Source organism: Streptomyces sp. NPDC097619, assembly GCF_040302735.1.
Lineage (GTDB): Bacteria > Actinomycetota > Actinomycetes > Streptomycetales > Streptomycetaceae > Streptomyces.
In genome coordinates this window covers 1-21180 of the sequence record NZ_JBEOSD010000071.1, presented here as the reverse complement: position 1 = coordinate 21180, position 21180 = coordinate 1, and the positions used below count along the sequence as shown (strand labels likewise).

The 21180-nt window shown below is 73.2% G+C and carries 21 protein-coding genes and 1 pseudogene; 12 read left to right on the top strand and 10 right to left on the bottom strand.

Annotated elements, in window-relative coordinates; all coding sequences use genetic code 11:
* Positions 1-145: 145 nt before the first annotated feature.
* Both ABTZ17_RS20285 and ABTZ17_RS20280 read right to left on the bottom strand, forming a co-directional pair.
* Positions 146-1144 carry an inorganic phosphate transporter gene (locus ABTZ17_RS20285; protein WP_352197042.1) on the bottom strand — a complete coding sequence of 333 codons (999 nt, stop codon included), beginning with the start codon at positions 1142-1144 and terminating at the stop codon, positions 146-148.
* A gap of 5 nt (positions 1145-1149) precedes the next feature.
* The gene (locus ABTZ17_RS20280) at positions 1150-1770 is read right to left on the bottom strand and encodes a DUF47 domain-containing protein (RefSeq protein WP_352197041.1); all 621 of its coding nucleotides are present in this window, start codon (positions 1768-1770) and stop codon (positions 1150-1152) included.
* Between the two features lie 202 nt (positions 1771-1972).
* On the opposite strand from ABTZ17_RS20280, the gene ABTZ17_RS20275 reads away from it, so the two are divergent.
* Positions 1973-2311: a metal-sensitive transcriptional regulator gene (locus ABTZ17_RS20275; RefSeq protein ID WP_352197040.1), complete on the top strand. Its 339-nt coding sequence runs from the start codon at positions 1973-1975 to the stop codon at positions 2309-2311.
* 106 nt (positions 2312-2417) lie between these two features.
* Here ABTZ17_RS20275 and ABTZ17_RS20270 read toward each other — a convergent pair whose 3' ends face one another.
* Both ABTZ17_RS20270 and ABTZ17_RS20265 read right to left on the bottom strand, forming a co-directional pair.
* Positions 2418-2570: a hypothetical protein gene (locus tag ABTZ17_RS20270; RefSeq protein ID WP_352197057.1), complete on the bottom strand. Its 153-nt coding sequence runs from the start codon at positions 2568-2570 to the stop codon at positions 2418-2420.
* 148 nt (positions 2571-2718) lie between these two features.
* Entirely contained in the window at positions 2719-3528 is an 810-nt protein-coding gene (locus tag ABTZ17_RS20265; protein WP_352197039.1) for an SCO4651 family lipoprotein, read from the bottom strand.
* Positions 3529-3650: 122 nt separating this feature from the next.
* Between ABTZ17_RS20265 and ABTZ17_RS20260 the strand changes: the two genes are divergently transcribed.
* Both ABTZ17_RS20260 and ABTZ17_RS20255 read left to right on the top strand, forming a co-directional pair.
* The gene (locus tag ABTZ17_RS20260; RefSeq protein WP_352197056.1) at positions 3651-3956 is read left to right on the top strand and encodes a hypothetical protein; all 306 of its coding nucleotides are present in this window, start codon (positions 3651-3653) and stop codon (positions 3954-3956) included.
* Positions 3957-4180: 224 nt separating this feature from the next.
* Positions 4181-4585: a hypothetical protein gene (locus ABTZ17_RS20255; RefSeq protein WP_352197038.1), complete on the top strand. Its 405-nt coding sequence runs from the start codon at positions 4181-4183 to the stop codon at positions 4583-4585.
* Between the two features lie 151 nt (positions 4586-4736).
* On the opposite strand, the gene ABTZ17_RS20250 is transcribed toward ABTZ17_RS20255, so the two are convergent.
* Both ABTZ17_RS20250 and ABTZ17_RS20245 read right to left on the bottom strand, forming a co-directional pair.
* Positions 4737-5444 carry a phosphatase PAP2 family protein gene (locus ABTZ17_RS20250; RefSeq protein WP_352197037.1) on the bottom strand — a complete coding sequence of 236 codons (708 nt, stop codon included), beginning with the start codon at positions 5442-5444 and terminating at the stop codon, positions 4737-4739.
* A 188-nt stretch (positions 5445-5632) separates the two neighbouring features.
* The gene (locus ABTZ17_RS20245; RefSeq protein ID WP_352197036.1) at positions 5633-6649 is read right to left on the bottom strand and encodes a C40 family peptidase; all 1017 of its coding nucleotides are present in this window, start codon (positions 6647-6649) and stop codon (positions 5633-5635) included.
* A gap of 435 nt (positions 6650-7084) precedes the next feature.
* On the opposite strand from ABTZ17_RS20245, the pseudogene ABTZ17_RS20240 reads away from it, so the two are divergent.
* Positions 7085-7669: pseudogene (locus ABTZ17_RS20240) on the top strand (dihydrofolate reductase family protein); the annotation flags it as partial.
* A 132-nt stretch (positions 7670-7801) separates the two neighbouring features.
* Here ABTZ17_RS20240 and ABTZ17_RS20235 read toward each other — a convergent pair.
* Entirely contained in the window at positions 7802-8620 is an 819-nt protein-coding gene (locus ABTZ17_RS20235; RefSeq protein WP_352197035.1) for a thioesterase family protein, read from the bottom strand.
* Positions 8621-8913: 293 nt separating this feature from the next.
* On the opposite strand from ABTZ17_RS20235, the gene ABTZ17_RS20230 reads away from it, so the two are divergent.
* A complete protein-coding gene (locus ABTZ17_RS20230; RefSeq protein WP_502994756.1) occupies positions 8914-9852 on the top strand; it encodes a pentapeptide repeat-containing protein in 939 nt (312 codons plus the stop codon).
* A 183-nt stretch (positions 9853-10035) separates the two neighbouring features.
* The gene (locus ABTZ17_RS20225; RefSeq protein ID WP_352197033.1) at positions 10036-10323 is read left to right on the top strand and encodes a hypothetical protein; all 288 of its coding nucleotides are present in this window, start codon (positions 10036-10038) and stop codon (positions 10321-10323) included.
* Between the two features lie 139 nt (positions 10324-10462).
* On the opposite strand, the gene ABTZ17_RS20220 is transcribed toward ABTZ17_RS20225, so the two are convergent.
* Positions 10463-10765, bottom strand: coding sequence for a hypothetical protein (locus tag ABTZ17_RS20220; protein ID WP_352197032.1), 303 nt, complete (start codon positions 10763-10765; stop codon positions 10463-10465).
* Positions 10766-11951: 1186 nt separating this feature from the next.
* Here ABTZ17_RS20220 and ABTZ17_RS20215 point away from each other — a divergent pair.
* From ABTZ17_RS20215 to ABTZ17_RS20190, 6 genes are all read left to right on the top strand, one after another.
* Complete coding sequence (locus tag ABTZ17_RS20215; RefSeq protein WP_352197031.1) at positions 11952-12260, top strand: DUF8827 family protein; 309 nt, start codon at positions 11952-11954, stop codon at positions 12258-12260.
* A gap of 143 nt (positions 12261-12403) precedes the next feature.
* Positions 12404-13240 (top strand): DUF8175 domain-containg protein, encoded by an 837-nt coding sequence (locus ABTZ17_RS20210; RefSeq protein WP_352197030.1) that lies wholly within the window; start codon positions 12404-12406, stop codon positions 13238-13240.
* Positions 13230-14582: a hypothetical protein gene (locus tag ABTZ17_RS20205; RefSeq protein ID WP_352197029.1), complete on the top strand. Its 1353-nt coding sequence runs from the start codon at positions 13230-13232 to the stop codon at positions 14580-14582. Before ABTZ17_RS20210 ends, ABTZ17_RS20205 begins: the two co-directional genes overlap by 11 nt.
* Positions 14579-16141 carry an SCO6880 family protein gene (locus tag ABTZ17_RS20200; protein ID WP_352197028.1) on the top strand — a complete coding sequence of 521 codons (1563 nt, stop codon included), beginning with the start codon at positions 14579-14581 and terminating at the stop codon, positions 16139-16141. Before ABTZ17_RS20205 ends, ABTZ17_RS20200 begins: the two co-directional genes overlap by 4 nt.
* A gap of 18 nt (positions 16142-16159) precedes the next feature.
* On the top strand, positions 16160-17578 hold the full coding sequence (locus ABTZ17_RS20195) for an ATP-binding protein (RefSeq protein WP_352197027.1): 1419 nt from the start codon (positions 16160-16162) through the stop codon (positions 17576-17578).
* A gap of 1 nt (position 17579) precedes the next feature.
* On the top strand, positions 17580-19256 hold the full coding sequence (locus ABTZ17_RS20190; protein ID WP_352197026.1) for a type VI secretion protein: 1677 nt from the start codon (positions 17580-17582) through the stop codon (positions 19254-19256).
* Between the two features lie 41 nt (positions 19257-19297).
* On the opposite strand, the gene ABTZ17_RS20185 is transcribed toward ABTZ17_RS20190, so the two are convergent.
* Positions 19298-20353: an aldo/keto reductase gene (locus ABTZ17_RS20185; RefSeq protein WP_352197025.1), complete on the bottom strand. Its 1056-nt coding sequence runs from the start codon at positions 20351-20353 to the stop codon at positions 19298-19300.
* Between the two features lie 146 nt (positions 20354-20499).
* Positions 20500-21057, bottom strand: a complete 558-nt coding sequence (locus ABTZ17_RS20180; protein ID WP_352197024.1) for a GNAT family N-acetyltransferase — start codon at positions 21055-21057, stop codon at positions 20500-20502.
* Positions 21058-21180 lie beyond the last annotated feature (123 nt).

The window sequence follows — 21180 nt, the reverse complement described above, 5'->3', positions numbered from 1 at the left end:
CCCCCGGACCCCCGGCAGGAAGCCGCGTCAGACGAACGCCAGGTTCACGACCCAGAAGCACAACGCCGCCACCAGAGCGGCCGCCGGCATCGTGATGCTGCGACCACCCGGGGGACGACCCCCGGACCCCCGGCAGGAAGCCGCGTCAGACGAACGCCAGGTTCACGACCCAGAAGCACAACGCCGCCACCAGAGCGGCCGCCGGCATCGTGATGAACCAGCCCAGGATGATGTTCTTCGCCACGCCCCAGCGGACCGCGTTCACCCGCTTGGTGGCGCCCACGCCCATGATCGCCGAGGTGATCACGTGGGTGGTGGAGATGGGCGCGTGGAAGAGGAAGGCCGAGCCGAACATGATCGAGGCGCCCGTGGTCTCCGCGGCGAAGCCCTGCGGCGGGTCCAGCTCGATGATCTTCCGGCCCAGGGTGCGCATGATGCGCCAGCCGCCCGCGTACGTGCCGAGGGACAGCATCACCGCGCAGGAGATCTTGACCCACACCGGGATCGGGTCCCCGGGACCCTCGACGTCGGCGATGACCAGGGCCATCACCACGATGCCCATGGTCTTCTGCGCGTCCTGGAGGCCGTGGCCGAGGGCCATGCCGGCCGCCGAGACGGTCTGGGCGATGCGGAAGCCCCGCTTGGCGCGGTGCGGGTTGGCGTTGCGGAACATCCACAGGATGCAGACCATCACCAGGTAACCGGCCACGAGGCCGACCACCGGGGAGACGAACATCGGGATGACGACCTTCTCGACCACCCCGGACCAGATCACGTCGGTGCCGCCCGCGAGCGCCGCTCCCACCATGCCGCCGAACAGCGCGTGGGAGGAGGACGAGGGCAGCCCGAAGTACCAGGTGATCAGGTTCCAGACGATGGCGCCGACCAGGGCGGCGAAGAGGATCCACATGCCACGGTTGCCGTGCGGGGTCTCGATGAGCCCCTCGCTGACGGTCTTGGCGACCCCGCTGCCCAGGAAGGCGCCCGCGAGGTTCATCACGGCGGCCATCGCCAGCGCGGCCCGCGGGGTCAGGGCCCGGGTGGACACCGAGGTGGCGATGGCGTTGGCGGAGTCGTGGAAACCGTTGGTGTAGGTGAAGCCGAGCGCGACGCCGATGGTCACGATCAGCGCAAAGGTGTCCACGAGGTTCAGGACTCCTTGACCGCGATGGTCTCCACCGTGTTGGCGACGTGTTCGAAGGCGTCCGCGGCCTCCTCCAGCACGTCCACGACCTGCTTGAGCTTGAGCACCTCGATGGCGTCGTACTTGCCGTTGAAGAGGTGGGCCAGCAGCTTGCGGTGGATCTGGTCGGCCTGGTTCTCCAGACGGTTGACCTCGATCCAGTACTCGGTGAGGTTCTCCATGGTGCGCAGGTGCGGCATGGCCTCCGCGGTCAGCTCGGCGGCCCGCGCCAGGACCTCGATCTGCTGCTCGACGCCCTTGGGCAGTTCCTCGATGTTGTAGAGGACGACCAGGTCGACGGCCTCCTCCATGAAGTCCATGATGTCGTCGAGCGAGGACGCGAGGGAGTAGATGTCCTCACGGTCGAACGGCGTGATGAACGAGGAGTTCAGCTGGTGGAAGATCGCGTGGGTGGCGTCGTCGCCCGCGTGCTCCGCCGCCCGCATCCGTTCCGCGATCTCGGCCCGGGCGGACGCGTCCGCTCCGAGCAGTTCCATCAGGAGCTTGGAGCCCGTGACGATGTTGTCCGCGGATGCGGCGAACATGTCGTAGAAGCTCGTCTCCCTGGGGGTCAGACGAAATCGCACGTGAGGTCCTCGGGGTGCATCGGATTCGGTCACGCTGATGCTAGGCGCATCCTCCGGCCACGGCTAACCGGCCGTTGCCCAGTGTCCTCCACGTGTCGCCCGTGGGGCAGAGTGAGGGGTCGCGAACCCCGCCCGGCGGGTCGCGGGCCGGTACCCTATACCCATGAGGGGTATGTCCCCTCGTGTCACCACGGGAGGACGCATGACCACCACCGAGGCGGAAACCGCCGGTCACGTGCCCGGTGAGGAGCCCGGCCCCGTGCACGGCTACCACCACCGCAAGGACGAGCACCTGAAGCGGCTCCGGCGCATCGAGGGCCAGATCCGCGGGCTCCAGAGGCTGGTCGACGAGGACGTCTACTGCATCGACATACTCACGCAGGTTTCGGCCAGTACGAAGGCCCTCCAGTCCTTCGCGCTCCAGCTGCTGGAGGAGCACCTGCGGCACTGCGTGGCGGACGCCGCCGTGAAGGGCGGGGACGAGATCGACGCGAAGGTCGAGGAGGCCACCAAGGCCATCGCCCGCCTGCTCCGCACCTGAGCACGGGCCGACCGCGGTGGCCGGTGGCGGTGCGGGGACCGGTGCCGGACCGGCGCGGATCGGGCGCACGGTGGACCGGATGCCGGGTGGACCGGGTGCCGGGCGCTCAGGTCCCCCGGGAGAGCAGGACCTCGTCGATGCGTTCCGGGCTGAGCCGGTCCTCGTCCGCCGCCGAGGCCGCGATGATCAGCTCCCCGCACAGTTCGATCTCGGCGAGGGCCACGAGGTCGTGGACGGCCAGGGCTGCTGCCGGGGTCACGCGCACCGCCTCTCTCTGCCGCCGTCGGGATCCGCGGCGGGCCACCGCGGGGTCCGGAGCCAGCCTAGGGAGACCGGCCCCGGCCCCGCATGACACGGATGGACCATTTCCGGCTACCCGCCCGGACGGTCGGACGGCCCGCGAGCCGTCAACCCGCGATCTTCCCCGCGTAAATGTCCTTCTCCGGTGGCAATCGCACGGTCACCGGGGTGCCGAACCCGAAGAGCAGCGTGGTGGACGAGACATCGATCACGCCATTGTTCACGTAGCTGAAACGGTGTCGTACCTTCCGCAGCCGCCCGTCCTCGTCGAGGTAGGCGTCGAAGGGCACCGTGTCCTTGGCGAACCCTTTCGCCGCCGCCTGGAGCGCGGCCCTCGCGTGCGGGGCGGCGCTGCGGGCCGCACGGCCCAGGTCGGTGGTCCCGCGGTAGTGCCGGACCTTGGTGCCCGCCAGCTCGGTCTCGCCCACGTACGTCACCCCGGAGGCCGCGCGCAGCAGCTCGGCGGCGGTCAGCGGGTCGGTGGCCCCGCCGGTGACGAGGTTGCCGTCGGAGAGCGAGGTCGTGTCCACCCGCACCCACTTGTCGGCGGGCACGCCCGCGCCCCGGTTCTTCATGTAGAGGGCCCCGGGGGCCAGCAGCTCGGTGATGGGCCGGTGCCCGGCCTTCCCGGTGACGTCGGCGGGCAGCATGACCAGCAGCTGCCCGAGCCGGTTCCGGAAGTCCACCCCGCCCTCGCCCCGGATGGTGACCCGGGTGCCCCCGGTGGCCATCTCCATCGCCGTACGGGCCCGGGCGGTGCCGGTCCGCGCGAGGACGTCGGCCGCGTTCCGCACCGCCGCCGTGCCGTCCGGGGGTGTCGTCGCCTCCGCCCCGCAGCCGGTCGTCCCCGCCACCCCCAGTACGGCCGCGGTGACGACCCACGCCCCGTACCGGCCCCTGTGCCCCTGCACCACCATCGCCTGCCAACCCCCAACGCATGAACGCTTCTTGCCCGAGGCCCCCACCCGCCCCGGATAACGACTCCGGGGGGCCGCCGTCACGGCTCGGCGGGGCCCTCCGGGGCGGGTACCGTGGAGCCGTGGACACGCACACCACCGCGCCCCCTTCCGCGCCGTCCCCGCGCGCTCCCTCCGCTCCCCCGGCCCCTCCGGCCCCCGCCGCACCGCCCGGCCTCCCGGCCGCCCCGCCCGCGGTCTCCGGCACCTCCGCCAACTCCCCCTCCGACGCCGCCCCGGAGCCCCCGGGGCCCGGTCACGTGACGAGCACCGCCGAGCGGGGCTCCTTCTGTACGGCGCGGTGCAGCTGCGGCTGGCGCGGTCCGGCCCGCCGCTCCCGGGACCTGGCCCGCAAGGACGCCGAGGCCCACCACCCCGGCGGGGCGTAGACCGCCCCGAGGCGCCCGCCCGGCGCCCGACATCCGCCGCCGGTCGCCGACACCTGCCGCCCTGGCGCCCGGCCGCCCGCGCTCGATGTCCGGCCCCGGGCGGCACAGTGCCGGGGGTCGCGGGCGGGGCCGCCGGCTCGCCCGTACGGCCCGCCCGGGTGGCCGCCGGGCCGCGGGCCGGGTGCCCTGGAGAGGAGGGGGACCTTCTCTACAGGGCGGAGCCCATGCCAGGACCAGCACCAGGTGGCACAGCACTGCGGAGCGCCGTACTCGCGTGGACCGTCCTGTTCGCGCTGGCACCGCTGCCGGCGTTCGGGGCGCAGAAGCCCTCGGGGCGCCCGGTGGGCAAGGCGGGCGGCAAGCCGTGCCTGCGGCAGCCCGCGCCGGTGTCGGCCGGTGCGGGGGCCCGGGCGCGAGGCCGGGCGCAGGCGCGTCCGCAGGCACCGCCGAGCACGCGGCCGGGCAGCAGGCCGGGACGGCCGCCCGCGCACCGGCCGGTGGGGACCGCGGACGGGCCGGGTGACGTGGCCCTGGCGATCGGGACCACCGGGGCCGCGGCGGCGGCGACCGGGCTGTGGCTGCGCTCCCGCTACCGGCGGGACGCCCGGGAACAGGGCGGCGGGTCCTGAGCGGGCGGCCGGGGCGCGGTGGCCGGGCGGCGGTGCGGGCCTGCTTCGGGACGGCCGCCCTGTGCCTGGTGACGGCCCTGCTGCTCTACGTCCGCGGCTGAGGTCCGCCGGTCGGGGGTGCGGCGGCGGTCAGGCGGCGAAGTCACGGCGGTCAGGCGGCGAGGTCGCGGTCGCCGAAGCCCTCGGTGCGGTCGGCGCCGGGCCGGGGCAGGTCCAGCACGAGCGGTTGGAGGGAGCGGCGGGAGCGCACCAGGCGGCCGAGCCGCGGGGACCGGGCGAGGGCGCGGACCAGCGGGGTGAGCAGGGCCATGGCGAGCGGGGCGAGCAGCAGGACGACGGCGGTGCCGAGGGCGAGGCCGCCGATGACGTCGGTGGGGTAGTGGACCCCGGAGTAGACCCGGCAGAAGCCTTCGAGGAGGGCCAGACCGATGCCGATCAGGCCGAGCCTGCGGTGGGCGAGGAAGATGCCGACGGCGAGGGCCATGGCGAGGGTGGCGTGGTCGCTGACGAAGGAGTGGCCGCTCTGCCCGGGCAGCAGCACCTCCAGCCCTTCGTGCTGCTCGAACGGCCGCCGCCTGCCCACGAATTCCCGCAGGGGCATGTTGACGAGCAGGGCGATCCCGGCCGCGAGCGGGGTCCAGACCAGGCCGGCGAGCGATTCCACCGCGGCCCCGCCGCCCTGGCGCCTGATGCCGCGCCAGCACCACAACACGAGCAGGACCAGGGCGAGGAGGATGCCGTACTCCCCGGCGAGGGCCACGGCCCGGTCGAGCCAGGCGGGTGTGTGGGCGGTGAGTCCGTTGATTCCCTGGAGCAGGCTTACATCGGGGTTCGGCCCGCCCGTCGCGAGTGCAGCCATGGTGATGCGGCCCCTTGCCCTTGCCTCGTCCCCTGCGGGCGCACGCCGGTGTGCGCCCCTTCGCCCCCCGCGATCGGTCCTGCGTACCCATGGAACGCCCGTTCCCGGACGCCCGTTCCACTCTCCACCGGATGATCACCGCAACGTTACCGAAGAGTGACTCATCGTCGCAGCTCAGGGCCTGAGCATTACGCGGAGTCGCCACCCGGGGGCGGGGTCGGGAGCGCTTCCGCCCCGTCCTTCGTCACCCGCGTCGCCCCGAAGTAGTCGGGAGTGTCGATCTTGTCGAAGCGGATCACGGCCCCGGTATAGGGCGCGTTGATCATATAACCGCCGCCCACGTAGAGGCCGACGTGCCGGATCTCCCGGGAGTTCGTCAGATCATCGGAGAAGAACACCAGGTCTCCCGGGAGGAGTTCGTCCCGGGACGGGTGCGGACCCGCGTTGTACTGGTCGTTGGCCACCCGCGGCAGCTCGATCCCCACCGTCCGGTACGCCGCCTGCGTCAGCCCCGAGCAGTCGAACCGCCCGTTCTGGTCAGGGGTTCCGTTGCCGCCCCACAGGTAGGGGGTGCCCAACTTCTTCTGCGCGAAGTAGATCGCCCCCGCCGCCTGCCGGGACGGCGCCAGCCGACCCACCGGCCGCGCGAAGCTCTTGGCCAGGGTGGTGATGACCTTCACGTAGTTCTTCGTCTCGCGGTACGGCGGCACCCCCCGGTACTGGATCACCGCCCCGGGACCGGCGTTGTACGCGGCGAGCATGTTCTTCACCGGGTCGCCCGGCATCCCCTCGACGTCCGCGGCCACCGCGCAGTCGTACGAAGCGGCCGAGGGGATCGCGTCGTTGGGGTCCCAGATGTCACGGTCCCCGTCCTTGTCCCCGTCGATCCCGTACCGCCGCCAGGTCTCCGGGATGAACTGCGCGATGCCCCGGGCGTCGGCGTGGCTGACCACGTCCGGGTCCCAGCCGCTCTCCTGGTAGAGCTGCGCGGCGAGCACGGCGGGGGTGAGGGTGGGGCAGAGGTTCCCCCAGGTCTGCACGAGCGCCTGGTACTTGGCGGGCACCGCCCCCTTGGCGAGCCCGGTGTGCCGCCCGCCGCCGGTGGCGAGCCCCGCGGCCGCCGAGTACGTGCCGACGAGCAGCAGCGCCACGAAGCAGACGAACACCGCCGTCCCGACCCCACTGGCCACCCAGAATCTGCGCATCCGTCAACACTCCCCCATGGGACACCCCTTCACAGCAGTTTCCCGTACACGTGTCGCGTCGGGAACCGCGCACGTCCGCCCCTCCGGCGCAGTACGACCCCGCCCTCGCGGCACGAGGCGGCACCGGGACGCCACTGGGGAGGAGTCGGGACCGCGGGGGCGCACACCGGTCGCCCTTCGGCACGTCCGCCCGCGCACGCTCCCCCGCCGCCCTGGCCCGCCGGCCGCCGGCCGCCACCGCCACCCTGTGACCGCGCTCACAGAAAAGGATCCCGTCCGGACCGATGAGTTCCGACGGCGGCCCCGGTCTCCCTTCCGTGACCCTGCGGTACGCGGCTCCGCACCCGCAGGGACCCACGGATACGCAGCACGGCAACACCGCAGTGACACACCGGCAGACCCGCAGACCCGCGACCGAGAAGCGAGATCCCCGCCATGCGCATCGTCATCACCGAGTTCATCAGCATCGACGGCGTCGTCCAGGCCCCCGGCGGCCCCGAGGAGGACACTGACGGCGGCTTCGCCCACGGCGGCTGGACCCACGAGTTCTTCGACCCGGAGGTGGTCGGCGGCGCCTTCGCCGACTCCCTGGCCGGGGCGGAGGCCCTGCTCTTCGGCCGCCGCACCTGGCAGGGCATGGCCGCCGCCTGGCCCGACCGCGCCGGGGACCCCTTCGCCGACCGGATGAACTCCCTCCCCAAGTACGTGGTCTCCTCCACCCTCACCGAGTCCGACCTGGCCTGGGACAACAGCCGTCTGATCCCGGGCGCCGACACCGTGGACCGGATCCGCACCCTGCGCGCCCTCGGGGAGGGGTCCCTGCTCGTGATGGGCAGCCCCACCCTGGCCCGGACCCTCATCGCCGAGGGCCTGGTGGACGAACTGCGCCTGATCACCATGCCGGTGCTGCTCGGCGGCGGTAAGTCGATCTTCCCGGCGGAGGGCGGGAAGCACCGGCTCCGCCTGGTGGACACCGTCCTCAGCGACGCGGGCGTCCACGTCACCACCTACCGCCCGGCCCCGGCCCCGGCGCTCCCCGAAGCCACCGACGCCGACACCGACACCGGCACGGACGCGGCCACCGACACCGACGCCACCGCCGCGGTTCCCGAGCCCGCGCCCGCGACGGTGTGAGGGCCCCGGCCCGCCCCCTCAGGCCCCGGGACCGGGACCGCCCTCCCGGGGCGCCACGAACAGCGACTGCCCGCTCCGGCCGATCGGCCCCTTCTCGTCGTGCAGGCGCGCGTCGACCAGCCCGATCCCGCCGGGGTCCACGCTGGTGCGGGCCGCCACGCACACCCACTCCCCGACCGGGTGCCGGTGCAGGTGCACGGTGAGGTCCGCGTTGAGGAAGAGGTGCCGCCGGGCGTCGAGGACGCTGCCGATGCCGTTCCCGGAGTCCGCGGCCACCAGCACCCGGTCCAGGGGACGCGGCTCGTCCCCCGCCACCAGCGGCACCCGCATGCGCATCCAGCAGGTGCCGGGACCCGGCTCCAGGAACCCGCCCTCGGCGAAGCGGGATTCCACGGCGGTGTGGTACCCGACCTCCCAGGGCACCGCGAAGAACCCCGACTCGGTCAGCCCCCCGGGCGCGGGCACGAGCGGCCCCTCCGCGACGGCCGGACCCGGCTCCCCCAGCACCCGCATCCGCAGCCCCCGCGCCAGCATCACCGGCCCGTCGGCCCCCTCCGGCACGAGCGCCGCCTCCACCAGTTCGGTGCCGCGCCCGGAACGGAGCACCGAGGTGGTCACCGACAGGGGCCCGAGGGGCACCGGGCGCAGGATCTCGTACCCGATCCGCACCAGCCGCATCCCCGGCCGGGCCCCCGCCCGCTCCTCGATCTCCCGTCCCAACAGCGCGGCGGGCGGCCCCGCGTGCTGCGCACCGGCGTCCCAGGGCCCCCGCGTGCACTCCCCGGCGCGGTAGCGCCCCTCCCCCACCCGCTCGTAAAACGCCCCGAAGTCGACCATGCCCCCACGCTACGAACCCCCCGCCCCCGTTGACCAGGCCCCCCGAGGCCATGGCCTCCGACCGAAAGCGCACGCGGGGGCACGGGGGCGCAGGCTCCGAGGCCGTGGTCTCCGGCCGGCAACCCACCCGGGGCATCCCCAGCCCCGCCGGCGTTCGAGGCGCGGGGGTACGGGGGCGGAGCCCCCGAAAGGGGCCGCGGTAGCGGCTTGCCTCCGCGATCGGGCCACGCCAACCCTCGGCAGACACCCCGGCGGGCCCCCACACCACCCGGCACCACCCCACCGGGGCGAAAATGGCCCGGTACCGCCGCCGGCGGCCACCCCCCGCCAGGAGACCCCACGTGCCCCGCAGACCGCACCGCCCCCGCCCGTCCGCCACCCCGACCCCGACGCCCGTCACCGACCCCACCCCCGCCACCGCCCTCGCCCCCGGCCGGAACCGGCTCCGCGCCGACTGCACCACCTGCTTCGCCCTCTGCTGCACCGCCCTCCCCTTCGCCGCCTCGGCCGACTTCCCGGTCAGCAAGCCCGCGGGCACCCCCTGCGGGAACCTCCGCGAGGACTTCCGGTGCGGCATCCACACCCGCCTCCGCGAGGACGGCTGGCGCGGCTGCACGGTGTTCGACTGCTTCGGGGCCGGCCAGCAGGTCTCGCAGGTGACCTTCCTCGGGCGGGACTGGCGGACCCACCCCGAAAGCCGCCAGGAGATGTTCGCGGTGTTCCCGGTGATGCGGGTCCTGCACGAGCTGCTCTGGTACCTCGCCGAGGCCCTCACCCTGGCCCCGGCCCGGCCGCTCCACCCCGAACTGCGCCGCCTGCACGCCCGTACCGAGGAACTGACCCGCGCCGAGGCGTCCGTCCTCGCCACGACCGACCCGGGGCCGCTACGGGCGGAGACCGGCGAGCTGCTGTTCCGCGCGAGCGAGCTGGTCCGGGCCGCGGACGTGCCGGGCCGCCGGAAGAACCACCGGGGCGCCGACCTGATGGGCGCCCGCCTGACCGGGGCCGCCCTGCGCGGAGCGAACCTCCGCGGCGCCTACCTGATCGCGGCCGACCTCTCCGGCGCCGATCTCCGCCGCGCGGACCTGATCGGCGCGGACCTGCGGGACGCCGACCTCTCGGGCGCCGATCTGACGGGGGCCCTGTTCCTCACCCAGGCCCAGGTGAACGCGGCCCGCGGCGACGCCCGCACCCGCATCCCCACCGGCCTGGACCGCCCCACCCACTGGTAGAGCCCCGCGGCCGGGCCGCTGCACCCACCCGTCCACCCACCCGTCCGGCCGAGCGCGCCAACCCCGCCCCGCACACCTCCACGCATCCCCACGCCCCGTGACCTTCCGCGCGCACACCCTTACGGTGTGCCACGGAACCGGAGGTTGATCGTCAGCTTCCGGCCCCTACCGGAGGTTCCACCCATGCCACGCATCACCAAGACCCTCGGCACGCTGGCGGCCGCCGCGACGCTGGCCATCGGCTTCAGCGGCTCCGCGCACGCCGCCGGGGGCACCCTGCACATCAACGGCTGGACGTTCCACGAGCCGCAGGGCTGCTACACCGTCAGCGGGCCGGCGATGATCGAGAACCGCAGCGACAACCCGGCGTTCGTCTTCTCGAACCCGTACTGCTTCGGCCCGAACGTGGCCGTGGTCCTCCCCGGCCAGTCCGGCTTCGTCCCGCTCCAGCGCAGCGTGTACGTGCCGTAGCCCGACGCCGCACCCCTCGGGTACGCGCGAACCGGCCGCCACCCCCGGCTCGTGCTCCAGGGGTGACGGCCGGTCCGGGCCATCGGTGACGCCGCGCCTCAGCGGGCGCCGAACGTCACGGAACGGGGTTCCGCGACCATCACGGAACGGGATTGACGACGGCCGCCCAGGCCTCGTCGCACACCAGCGGCACCATGCCGTTGATGTCGCAGTGCGTCCGGTGCAGGACGCCACCGGTGGTCATCGCGTACACGAACACGTCGTTGCCCTGCAGGGTCATCGACACGTCGCACACGCCCGACGGGTAGCCCGTCACCGGAGCCACCGTCAGGTCGATCCAGTCGTAGTTGCCGAAGCCGCCGCCCATCACGCGGCCACGACGCCCGATGTACGTCTTGGTGTTCTTCAGCGCGACCGTGAACTCCTGCGAGTTCTGGTCCATCAGCGAGTCGATCGCCACGCACGGCCCGGCCGGACCCTGCGGACCCACCGGCCCCTGCGGACCCGTCTGCCCCGTCTGCCCGGCGGGGCCCTGCGGTCCGGGCGGACCGGCCACGCCCTGCGGGCCGGGAATGCCCGCCGGACCGGGGGAACCCTGCGGTCCCTGCGGGCCCTGAGGGCCGACCGTGCCCGGGTCGCCCTTGTCGCCCTTCGGACCCGCGACGCCCTGCGGACCCTGCGGACCGGTCGGACCCTGCGGACCGGTGTCGCCCCGATCACCCTTGGGACCCTGCGGTCCGGGCGGACCCGGGTTGCCCTTGTCGCCCTTCGGACCCTGCGGGCCCTGCGGCCCGGGGGCGCCCGTGTCACCCTTCGGCCCCTTGTCGCCCTTGGGACCCTTCGGACCCGGGGGCCCCTTCGGCCCGGGCGGGCCCTTCGGTCCGGGGGGCCCGGGGCAGCCCGTGCCCGTGGGAGCCGCGGCCCGCGTCCCGCTCTTCGTCGTCTTCGGGGGCTTGGGACACTTGTCGCCGCCGACCGGCGCCGACACCGTCCCGGCGGCGGCCGACACCGCGGCCGGAGCCGCCCGCCCCGAGTCCGCCACCGCGGGAGCCGTGAACCCCGCCATTCCGAGTGCCATCGGCAGCACGAAGCCGCCCACCAGCAGATGCCGGCGTCTGTTCCGGGTCACAGGACCCATACCGGTGCTCCTTCTCCGTACTGCCCAGCGAATCATCGAGTGCTCCGGCCGGAGGCAAGGGGGAGCATCCCCCGCCACCGACTTCCCGATGGAACGACAGGCGGAAAGTCGCACGGATGTCAGCGGTTCGGCCCAACACGGACCCCGAACGGGCCCCCGGGGCACCCGGCCGGCCCCGTCCGACGGTTCCCGGTGCCACCCGTTCCGCCCCGTCCGCGCGCCGGTACGACAGTCATTGCCCGGGGTCACCCCCCGTGATACACACAGTGACCGTACGGCCACCGGCCTGCGGCGCCTCCGGTCGCACCGCACCGCCACCGGCCCCCTCGGACCGCCCCGCGGACCCCGCGGGCGGGACAACGGCGAACAGATTCGGGTAACAAGAGCCGCCAAGTCGACATACGCGGGCGGTTTCATCAGCGAAGATAGAGCAGGACTCCGGCCGTCGGGCACGGGGCAACGGAACTACCCAACAGGGGCGGTGAGTTACATGATCCTGGCAGCCGAAAAGGGCGACATCACCACCATCATCGGCGGAATCGCCCCGAACTGGGGGCCGTTCGGCAGTCTCGGCAACGAAGCGAAGGTCATGATCGAGGTGGTCATGGCCGTGGCGATCCTGCTCTGCCTGGGCATCGCCATCTGGGGCGCGGCCAAGCAGCGCATCGGCGCCACCGCCCTCCGCGACACCTTCAGCGCCGAACAGGGCAAGGGGCTGATCGTGGCCGGGCTCACCGGAGTGTTCATCATCGGGTCACTCGGCACGGTCTTCACCATCGTGTACGGAATGGCCGTCTGACCACCGGGCCCGGCCAGCCCCCACCGACGGCCCCCGAGGTTGCGCTTCCTGATGACGACTCACCACTCCGCGTCCGCGCGGCATCCGGCACGGCTAACGTCGTACTACGCAGGACTGCACACGGCTGAGGGGGCGGACGCGGCATGAGCCACGATGACGGGTACGGCGGATACGGGGAGGAACCCGGGCGGGTCGGGGGCTCCGGCCAGACCCGCACCCGCCTGCCCGAACCGGCCGAAACCCACGGCACCCCACGCCGCCCCGCCCGGACCTCGCGGGGGCTCGTCACCGTCGTCGGCATCGTGGTGCTGCTGGTCGCCGCCATCGCCTTCGCCAACCAGGGCGGTGACGCGCCGTCCGACGACCGCGGCGGCGACCCCGCCCCCCGCGCCCGCTCCACCGCCGCCACCGGCACCGCCCCCGTCGAGGGCAGCGAGGCGGGCATCCCGTCCGGCTTCGCCCACGACGAACAAGGCGCCCAATCAGCAGCGACGAACTACGCGGTGGCCCTCGCATCAGCCGAGATCGTGCAGCCCGCCGCCCGGGCGGACGTTCTCCGAAGAATCTTCGTCCCGGACGTGGTCGCCGAACTTCAGGCGCGCCTCGATGACGCCTACGGCAAGCCCTTCTTGGACAAAGCGGGTCTCGATGCCTCCGGCCGGGCCAAGGCGGGCATGACCTACGTGTCCCGGACGGTACCGGTGGGCACCAAGACCACGCGTTTCGACTCCGGGACGGCCACCGTCGAGGTGTGGTGCACCGGAGTCTTCGGCACTGCGGGAGTCGGCTCAACGAACCCGGTGAGCAGCGACTGGTTCACCATGACCCTCACCCTCCGCTGGGTGGGGGACGACTGGAAGGTGGAGTCCTTCGCGACGAAGGACGGGCCCGCGCCTGTCCACACCGACCGGACGGCCTCCAGCGCGGACGACATCTCGAAGGCGGTCGGAGAGTTCGGAGGCTTCACTTATGCCCGCTAACCGTCTGCGCAGGGTCACCGGGGTCCTGGCCGCCGTCCAGGTTTCTGCCGTCCTCGTATCGGCCCGAGCTCTCGCAGCGCCCTCGCCCAGCCCGAGCCCCTCGACCAGCACGGCACCGTCCCGTGACCGCCGGTGCGACCTCATCGTGGGACCCGCCCGCGAGTACTGCGAGAACGGCGACGCCCGCCCCCCCGAGAACGGCCGCAGCCTCTCCCCCTCCCCCACCGACGCCCTGGACCCCCTCTCCTCCCTGGCCCGCGGCTGCGCCGACGCCGCCGCCTGGATCGTCGGGAAACTCAGCGAGGCCGTCAAGGGCACCGCCAACGTCGACTTCACCAACACCGCCTTCCTCCGCCAGTACGCCGTCGTCTTCGCCGCCTCGACCGTCCTGACGCTGATCCTCTGGCTCCTGGCCGTCGCCAAGCGCGCCGTCCGCGGGGTGCCGCTGAGCACCGCCCTCTCCGAGGCCATCGGCTTCCTCTGGCTGACCGTGCTCGCCTCCGCCTTCACCCCGCTCATCCTGTACACCGTGGTCTCCGCCACCGACGGGATCACCGAGGTCATCGCCTCCGGCACCGGCGGCCAGACCGACGTGTTCTTCGGCTCCTTCGCCGAGGCCCTCAAGAAGGGCGAGGACATCGGCGGCGGCCCGATCATGCTGATCGTGGTCGCCCTGGTCACCGTCCTCGCCGCCGGCGTGCTCTGGCTGGAGCTCGTCATCCGGGCCGCCCTGCTCTACGTCGGCGCCCTCCTCGGCACCGTCGTCTACGCCGGACTCGTCGACCGCAACATGTGGGGGCACGTCCGCCGCTGGGCCGGGATCATGATCGCCGTCATCCTCGTCAAGCCGGTCATCGTGATCGTCCTCGGCCTCGCCGGGGCCCTCTCCGGGGACGACGGACCCGACGCCTTCTCCGCGGTGGTCTCGGGACTCGCCATCATCCTCTTGGCGATCTTCGCCTCCGCCATGATCTACCGTTTCGTACCCGGGTTCGGTGACGAGGTCGCCGCCGCCCGCAGCAACCGCAAGCAGGCCACCGACGGCGCCCAGGCCGCCGCCGTCATCAGCTCCCCCGCCTCCCTGGTCTCCCAGGGCATCAAGACCCACAGCAGCCGGGGCGGCGGAGGCGGAAGCGGCGGGGGCGGCGACGGCGGCCGCCCCGGCAACCCGCTCTCCGGCGGTGTGGCCGCCCACAGCAGCCGCCCCTCCGGCGGCACCGGGGGAACCGGAGCCGGGGGCGGCGGCGGAACTGTCCCCTCCGCCGCACCCCCGCCCCGCAGCCCGGGAGTGAACACACCGCACAGCAGCAGGACCACAGGCAAGGGAGGTGAAGGGCGTTGACGGCCCAGTCCCATCACATGCACCCGGTCGCGCCCCGCCGCACGTATCTCATCGGCCGGGCCCGGCCGAACGCGATCGTCGGCAAGAACCGCGAATCCGGTGAGATCGCCCTGATCATCGCGGGGGCCTTCCTCGGCATGATGAGCGGGCTCCTGGTGCCGAACCTCATGCTCCGCATCGTCCTGCTCGTCGGCTTCCCGGTCCTCGGCCTCGCCATGGTGTACGTGCCCTACAAGCACCGCACCTTCTACAAGTGGTTCGAGATCAACCGCAGTTACAAGCGGAGCCTGCGCCGCGGCACCACCTTCCGCTCCGGCGCCATGGAGGCCGGCACCCGCGCCGCCGACGGCCGCGAGGTCGAGGTCGGACCGCCCCCCGGCATCGGCCGGATCAGCTGGCTCGCCGCCCCCTTCGGCCCCGACGAGATCGCCGTGCTCCTGCACGCCGACCGCAGGACCGTCACCGCCGCCATCGAGATCGAGGGCCCGGGCGTCGGCCTGCGCGACAGCGAGGACCAGGAGGCCCTCGTCGACCGCTTCGGCACCCTCCTCAAGCACGTGGCCAACGGCGACGGCTTCGTCACCCGCCTCCAGATGCTGGCCCGCACCCTCCCCGCCGACCCCGACGCCCACGCCAAGGACGTCGGCCAGCGCGGCGACGCCAACGCCCCCGGCTGGCTCCAGGACTCCTACGACCAGCTCCAGTCCATGGTGTCCACCTCCAGCGAGCAGCACCGCGCCTACCTCGTGGCCTGCATGCACTACACCCGCGAGCTCGCCGCCGAGGCCCACGCCATGGCCCGCGCCGCCGTCCCCCGCAAGGGCCGCGCCCTCGACAAGGACGCCGGCCTCGCCGTGGTCATGGCCCGCGAACTCACCGACATCTGCGCCCGCCTCGCCGAGGCCGACATCCGGGTCCGCCAGCCCCTCGGCCAGAGCCGGCTGTCCTCCCTCGTGCACTCCATGTACGACCCGGACCACCCCATCGACCACATCCAGGCCATGACCAAGCGCAACGCCTGGCCCGCCGAACTGGACGCCGTCGAACCCACCTACCTCCAGGCCAAGACCCGCGAGTCCTCCACCCGCGCCCCCTGGTGCCACGCCACCGCCTGGGTGAAGGAATGGCCGATGACCCCGGTGGGCGTCAACTTCCTCGCCCCGCTCCTCGTCCACACCCCCGACGTGATCCGCACGGTCGCCGTCACCATGGACCTGGAGCCCACCGAGGTCGCCATCGAGCGGATGCTCACGGAGAAGACCAACGACGAGGCCGACGCCTCGCGCGCCGCCAAGATGAACCGCACCGTGGACCCCCGCGACATCGCCGCCCACGGCCGGCTCGACCAGAGGGGTGAAGATCTCGCCAGCGGTGCGGCGGGAGTCAACCTGGTCGGGTACATCACGGTGTCCTCGCGTTCCCCGGAGGCACTCGCCCGCGACAAGCGGACGATCCGCGCCTCCGCCGGCAAGTCGTACCTGAAGCTGGAGTGGTGCGACCGCGAGCACCACCGCGCCTTCGTGAACACCCTGCCGTTCGCGACCGGCATCCGACGCTAGCTGGAGGGCAGACCCGCCATGCGAGATCCGCTGTCCGCGGCGACGGACGCCTTCACCAGCTTCCTCTTCGGGAAGGTGGAGACCACCCGCTCCCCCGTCCGCACCTCCACCGGCCAGGCGCAGGCCGTCTACCTGCCCACGGCCGCCCCCGGCCTCGGTGACTCCGGCGTCATCATCGGCCGCGAGGTGTACAGCGGCAAGGGCTACATCTACGACCCCTTCCAGCTGTACGGACAGCAGCTGCCGGCCCCCCACTGGCTGGTCCTCGGCGAGTCCGGCAACGGCAAGTCCGCCCTGGAGAAGACGTACGTCCTGCGCCAGCTGCGCTTCCGGGACCGGCAGGTCGTCGTCCTCGACGCCCAGGGCGAGGACGGCGTCGGCGAGTGGAACCTCATCGCGGAGGCCCTCGGAATAACGCCGATCCGGCTGGACCCGGTCGCCGCCCACGACGACGGCATCCGCCTCAACCCGCTGGACCCGGCGATCACCACCACCGGCCAGCTGGCCCTGCTCCGCACCATCATCGAGGTGGCGATGGGGCACGGCCTGGACGAGCGCTCCGGGTTCGCGCTGAAGGTGGCGCACGCCTACGTCAACGAGACCATCCTGGACCGCCAGCCCGTCCTCACCGACATCGTCGAACAGCTCCGCCACCCCGAGGCGGAATCGGCCGAGGCCATGAACGTCGACATAGACGACGTCCGGGCCTGGGGTCTGGACGTCGCGCTCGTCCTCGACCGGCTCGTCGACGGCGACCTGCGCGGCATGTTCGACGGCCCCACCACCGTCGGCATCGACCTGGACGCCCCCCTCATCGTCTTCGACCTGTCCCACATCGACCGCAACTCCATCGCCATGCCCATCCTCATGGCGATCGTCGGGGTCTGGCTGGAACACACCTGGATCCGACCCGACCGGAAGAAGCGCATCTTCCTCGTCGAAGAGGCCTGGCACATCATCAACAGCCCCTTCGTGGCCCAGCTGTTCCAGCGGCTGCTGAAGTTCGGACGGCGCCTCGGCCTGTCCTTCGTGGCCGTGGTGCACCACCTCTCCGACGTCGTCGACGGCGCGGCCGCGAAGGAGGCCGCGGCCATCCTCAAGATGGCCTCGACCAGGACCATCTACGCCCAGAAGGCGGACGAGGCCAGAGCCACCGGTCGGGTCCTCGGCCTGCCCCGGTGGGCCGTGGAGATCATCCCGACCCTCACCCCCGGCATCGCGGTCTGGGACGTCAACGGCAACGTCCAAGTGGTCAAACACCTCATCACCGAGGCGGAACGACCCCTCGTGTTCACCGACCGGGCCATGACGGAGTCCTCCGCCACCGGCCACGAGGTCCCCGAACACGTCCTCGCCGCGGAACTCGAAGCGGAGGAACGGGCCCTGCTCATGGAACGTCAGCTCGGCGGCGACTCCGCCGAGTCCACGGTGGCCTGACGTGACCGGCGTCGGAGCCCGGGGGGCCGCACCGGAGGGCCGCGAACGCGGCATCCCGGACGGCCTCCTGCTCGGCCTGCTGGCCTTCGTCCTCGGCCTCGCCGCCCTGGTCTGGACGGCCACCGGCCTGTCCGCCCTGTTCGCCCGCGGGGACTGGCCCGACACGGTCACCTTCGACCGCACCCCCGAGGCCGTCCGCGCCCTGATAGCGCAGCCGCACGACCTCGCCGGGGCCTGGCCGCAGACCGAACCGGCGGCCCTGTCGGGCTGGGGCCTGTTCTGGGGCCTCTTCCTCGGCGAACTGCTGATCCTGTTCGTCCTCACCGTGTTCGTGATCGGCGTGGTCGCCCGCACCAAGGCCCGCCGCGCCCGCGCCCGGTACGCCGCCCGCGAGGCCGCCGCCGCGAAGGCGGCGGCCGCGGACCCGCACCTCGCCGCCCGGCCCGCCCCGCCGGACCCGTACGGGCAGCAGGCGCCCCGCGAGGCCTACGGACACGCGCCCGCCGCCGTCCCCGCGCCGGGCGCCCACCGGCCCGCCCCCGTACCGGCCGTGACCCTGGCCGCCGGCCCGCTCCCCACCCCGGAGACCGTGCCCCCGGCCCCCGCGCCCGTGGCCCTCGGCACCCCGGAGGCCGGGCCCGCCACGGAGCCCGCCGCACCGTCCACGGCCCTGACCGCCGTTCCGGTCCCGCCCTCGCCGACCCCGTTCCGCGAGGACGAGGCCGCGCCGGTCTCCCCCGGCCCCTGGAGCACGACGCCCGCCGCCCTGCTGCGGTACGCCGGCCCCGAGGAACGGCACCGCGCGGCGGCCCGCCGGATCGCCGAGGCCGAGGGCGCCGCCCTGGTGGTGACCTCCTCCCCCGCCCTGTGGGCCGAGACGAAGGACGCCCGCGCCAAACTGGGGCCGGTCCTGCTCTACGATCCCGCGCACCTCTGCGACACCCCCGCCCGGATGCACTGGCATCCCGGCTCGGGGTGCGAGGACCGGGAGACCGCGGCCGCGCGGGCCGTGGCCCTGCTGTTCCCGGTCCGGCCGCAGGCCCGCATCGACGCGGCCGTGGCCGACACCGCGGAAACGCTCCTCCGGAGCTGGCTGCACGCGGCCGCCCTGGAGGACCGTCCCTTCAAGCAGGTGCACCGGTGGGCCCAGGGCGCCGGTGCCCACGAGCCGGTCCGGATCCTGCGGACCCACCCGGGGGCGGCCCCGGGGTCCGCGGGCGAGCTGGAGAGCGCCCTGACCGCGCACCCGGAGCGCCGCGAGGTGGCCCGCGAGCTGACCGCCCGGGCCCTGTCGGCCCTGTTCTCCGTCCACATCCGCGAGGCGTGCGCTCCGAATCGAACGGATTCGCTCACGCTGGCATCGTTCCTGGCGGAAGGGGGCACGCTCTATGTGGTGGGTGAACCGGTCGAGGACCCCCGGACGCATCCGGGGGCGGTGCCGCTGCTGACCGCACTCGCCGCAGACGTGGTCGAGCGTGGCCGCCGCATGGCCGTACGGTCATCCGCCGGCCGCCTCGACCCACCAGCGGTGCTGGTGCTGGAGGACGTGGCCGCGGTGGCCCCGGTGCCCCAGTTGCCCCGGCTCCTCGCCGATCCCGTACTGCCCGTGCTGGCCCTGTGCCGCAGCCGTGAACAGGCCCGGTCCCGCTGGCCGGAGGCCGATCTCCCTCTCGCGTGAGCGGGGTGGCCCGGCCTCCGGCGAGAAGGCCGGCGGCGGGCTCAGGCGGAGGCGGCGGCCCGGTCCGTGAGCGGCCGGCGCCGGCCGGCCGGGTCCCTCAGGGAGGGAAGCCGCCAGGCGCCGTCGGGCGGGTAGACGTCGGTGCCGGGCTCCACGATCTCGTCGATGCGGTCCAGGACGGCGTCGTCGAGCACGAGAGCGGCCCCCTTCAGCGAGTCCGTCAGCTGCTCCATGGTCCGCGGCCCGATGATCACCGAGGTGACGTCGGGGTGGGAGGCGGGGAAGGCGTGCGCCAGCTCGGGCAGGGTGCTGCCGAGTTCCTCGGCGAGGGCCACGAGTTCCTCCACCACGGCGAGCTTGGCGGCGGTCACGGGCAGGGCCGGGTCGAAGCGGTGCGGCATGACGGTGGGCCGTCCGCTGCTCAGGTCGAGTTCCCGCCCCTGCCGGTACTTCCCGGTGAGGAAGCCGGAGGCGAGCGGGCTCCAGGCCAGCACCCCCATGCCGTGGCGCCGGCAGGTGGGCAGGACGTGCTTCTCGATCCCGCGGGCCAGCAGCGAGTACGGCGGCTGCTCGGTCCGGAACCGTCGCAGTCCGCGCCGGTCGGCGACGTGCTGGGCCCGCTCGATCTCCTCGGCGGGGAAGGTGGAGCTGCCGAAGGCCCGGATCTTCCCGGCGGTGACCAGGTCCCCGAGGACCCCGAGGGTTTCCTCCAGGTCGGTGTGCGGGTCGAACCGGTGCACCTGGTAGAGGTCGATCCAGTCGGTGTCGAGCCGTCGGAGGCTGTCCTCGACGGCGTTGATCAGGTGCCGGCGGGAGTTCCCGCCCCGGTTGGGGCCCTCGGCCAGCGGGAAGTGCCCCTTGGTCGCGAGGACCACCTGGTCCCGGCGGCCCTTGAGGGCCTTGCCCGTGATGACCTCGGACTCGCCGCTCGAGTACATGTCGGCGGTGTCCACGAAGTTGATCCCGGCGTCCAGGGCCGTGTGGATGATCCGTACGGAGTCCTCGTGGTCCGGGTTGCCGACGGACCCGAACATCATGGTCCCGAGGCAGTAGGCGCTGACCTCGATCCCCGTGCCGCCCAGATGGCGATACCGCATGGTCGTGACCCCCGTCGTCGCTGTGTCGTCGTCCCCTTGGTGGGGCGGGCTTCCGATCTTCCGGGCGCCCGCCTCCCGCACCCTAGGTGGTGGAGCGCACTCCAGGGCAAGGCCGGCGGGACGCCCGGGCGACCCGGGTGGGCGGGCTATTCGGGCCGGGGCACGGAGAGTTCGAGTTCCATGGCGCCGTCACCGCCGGGTACGGGCACGACCGTGCCCGCGAAGGCGAACCCGGCCCGCTGGTAGAAGGCCTGGGCCCGCCCGTTGTCCTCGTGGACGAAGAGCCGGACCCGCTCCAGGCGGGGCTCCGCCAGGCCCCAGCACCAGTCGAGGGCGGCGGCGAAGAGGGCTTCGGTGAGCCCGGTGCCGCGGTGTTCGGGCCGTACGTACACGCCGACCAGGTGTCCCTGGTCGTGGGTGATCTCCCCTTCGAGGAGGTCCTCGGCACCGGCCCGTTCGACGAGCACGGTGACGGAGCCGACCCAGTCCCCCTCGGGGTCCTCGGCCACGAACTGCCGCACGACGGGCCCGGTGGCCGCGCCCTCGGCCCGGTCCTTCCAGAACGCGTCGTCACGGCTTTCGGCCTGCGCCACTGTCTCCAGGAAGGCGATGGGGGCGGCGGGGTCCTTGAGGGCCTCGATCCGCAGGTCGCGGACCTTCTCCCACTCGTCGGCGCGGATGGGCCGTATCACGTGATCGTTCATGATCCCGACCCTAGCCGCCGGCGATCGGCCCGTAAACGCAGAAAAGCCCCGCACCATAAGGTGCGGGGCTCCCCCACAATGATTGTTCGGCGGCGTCCTACTCTCCCACAGGGTCCCCCCTGC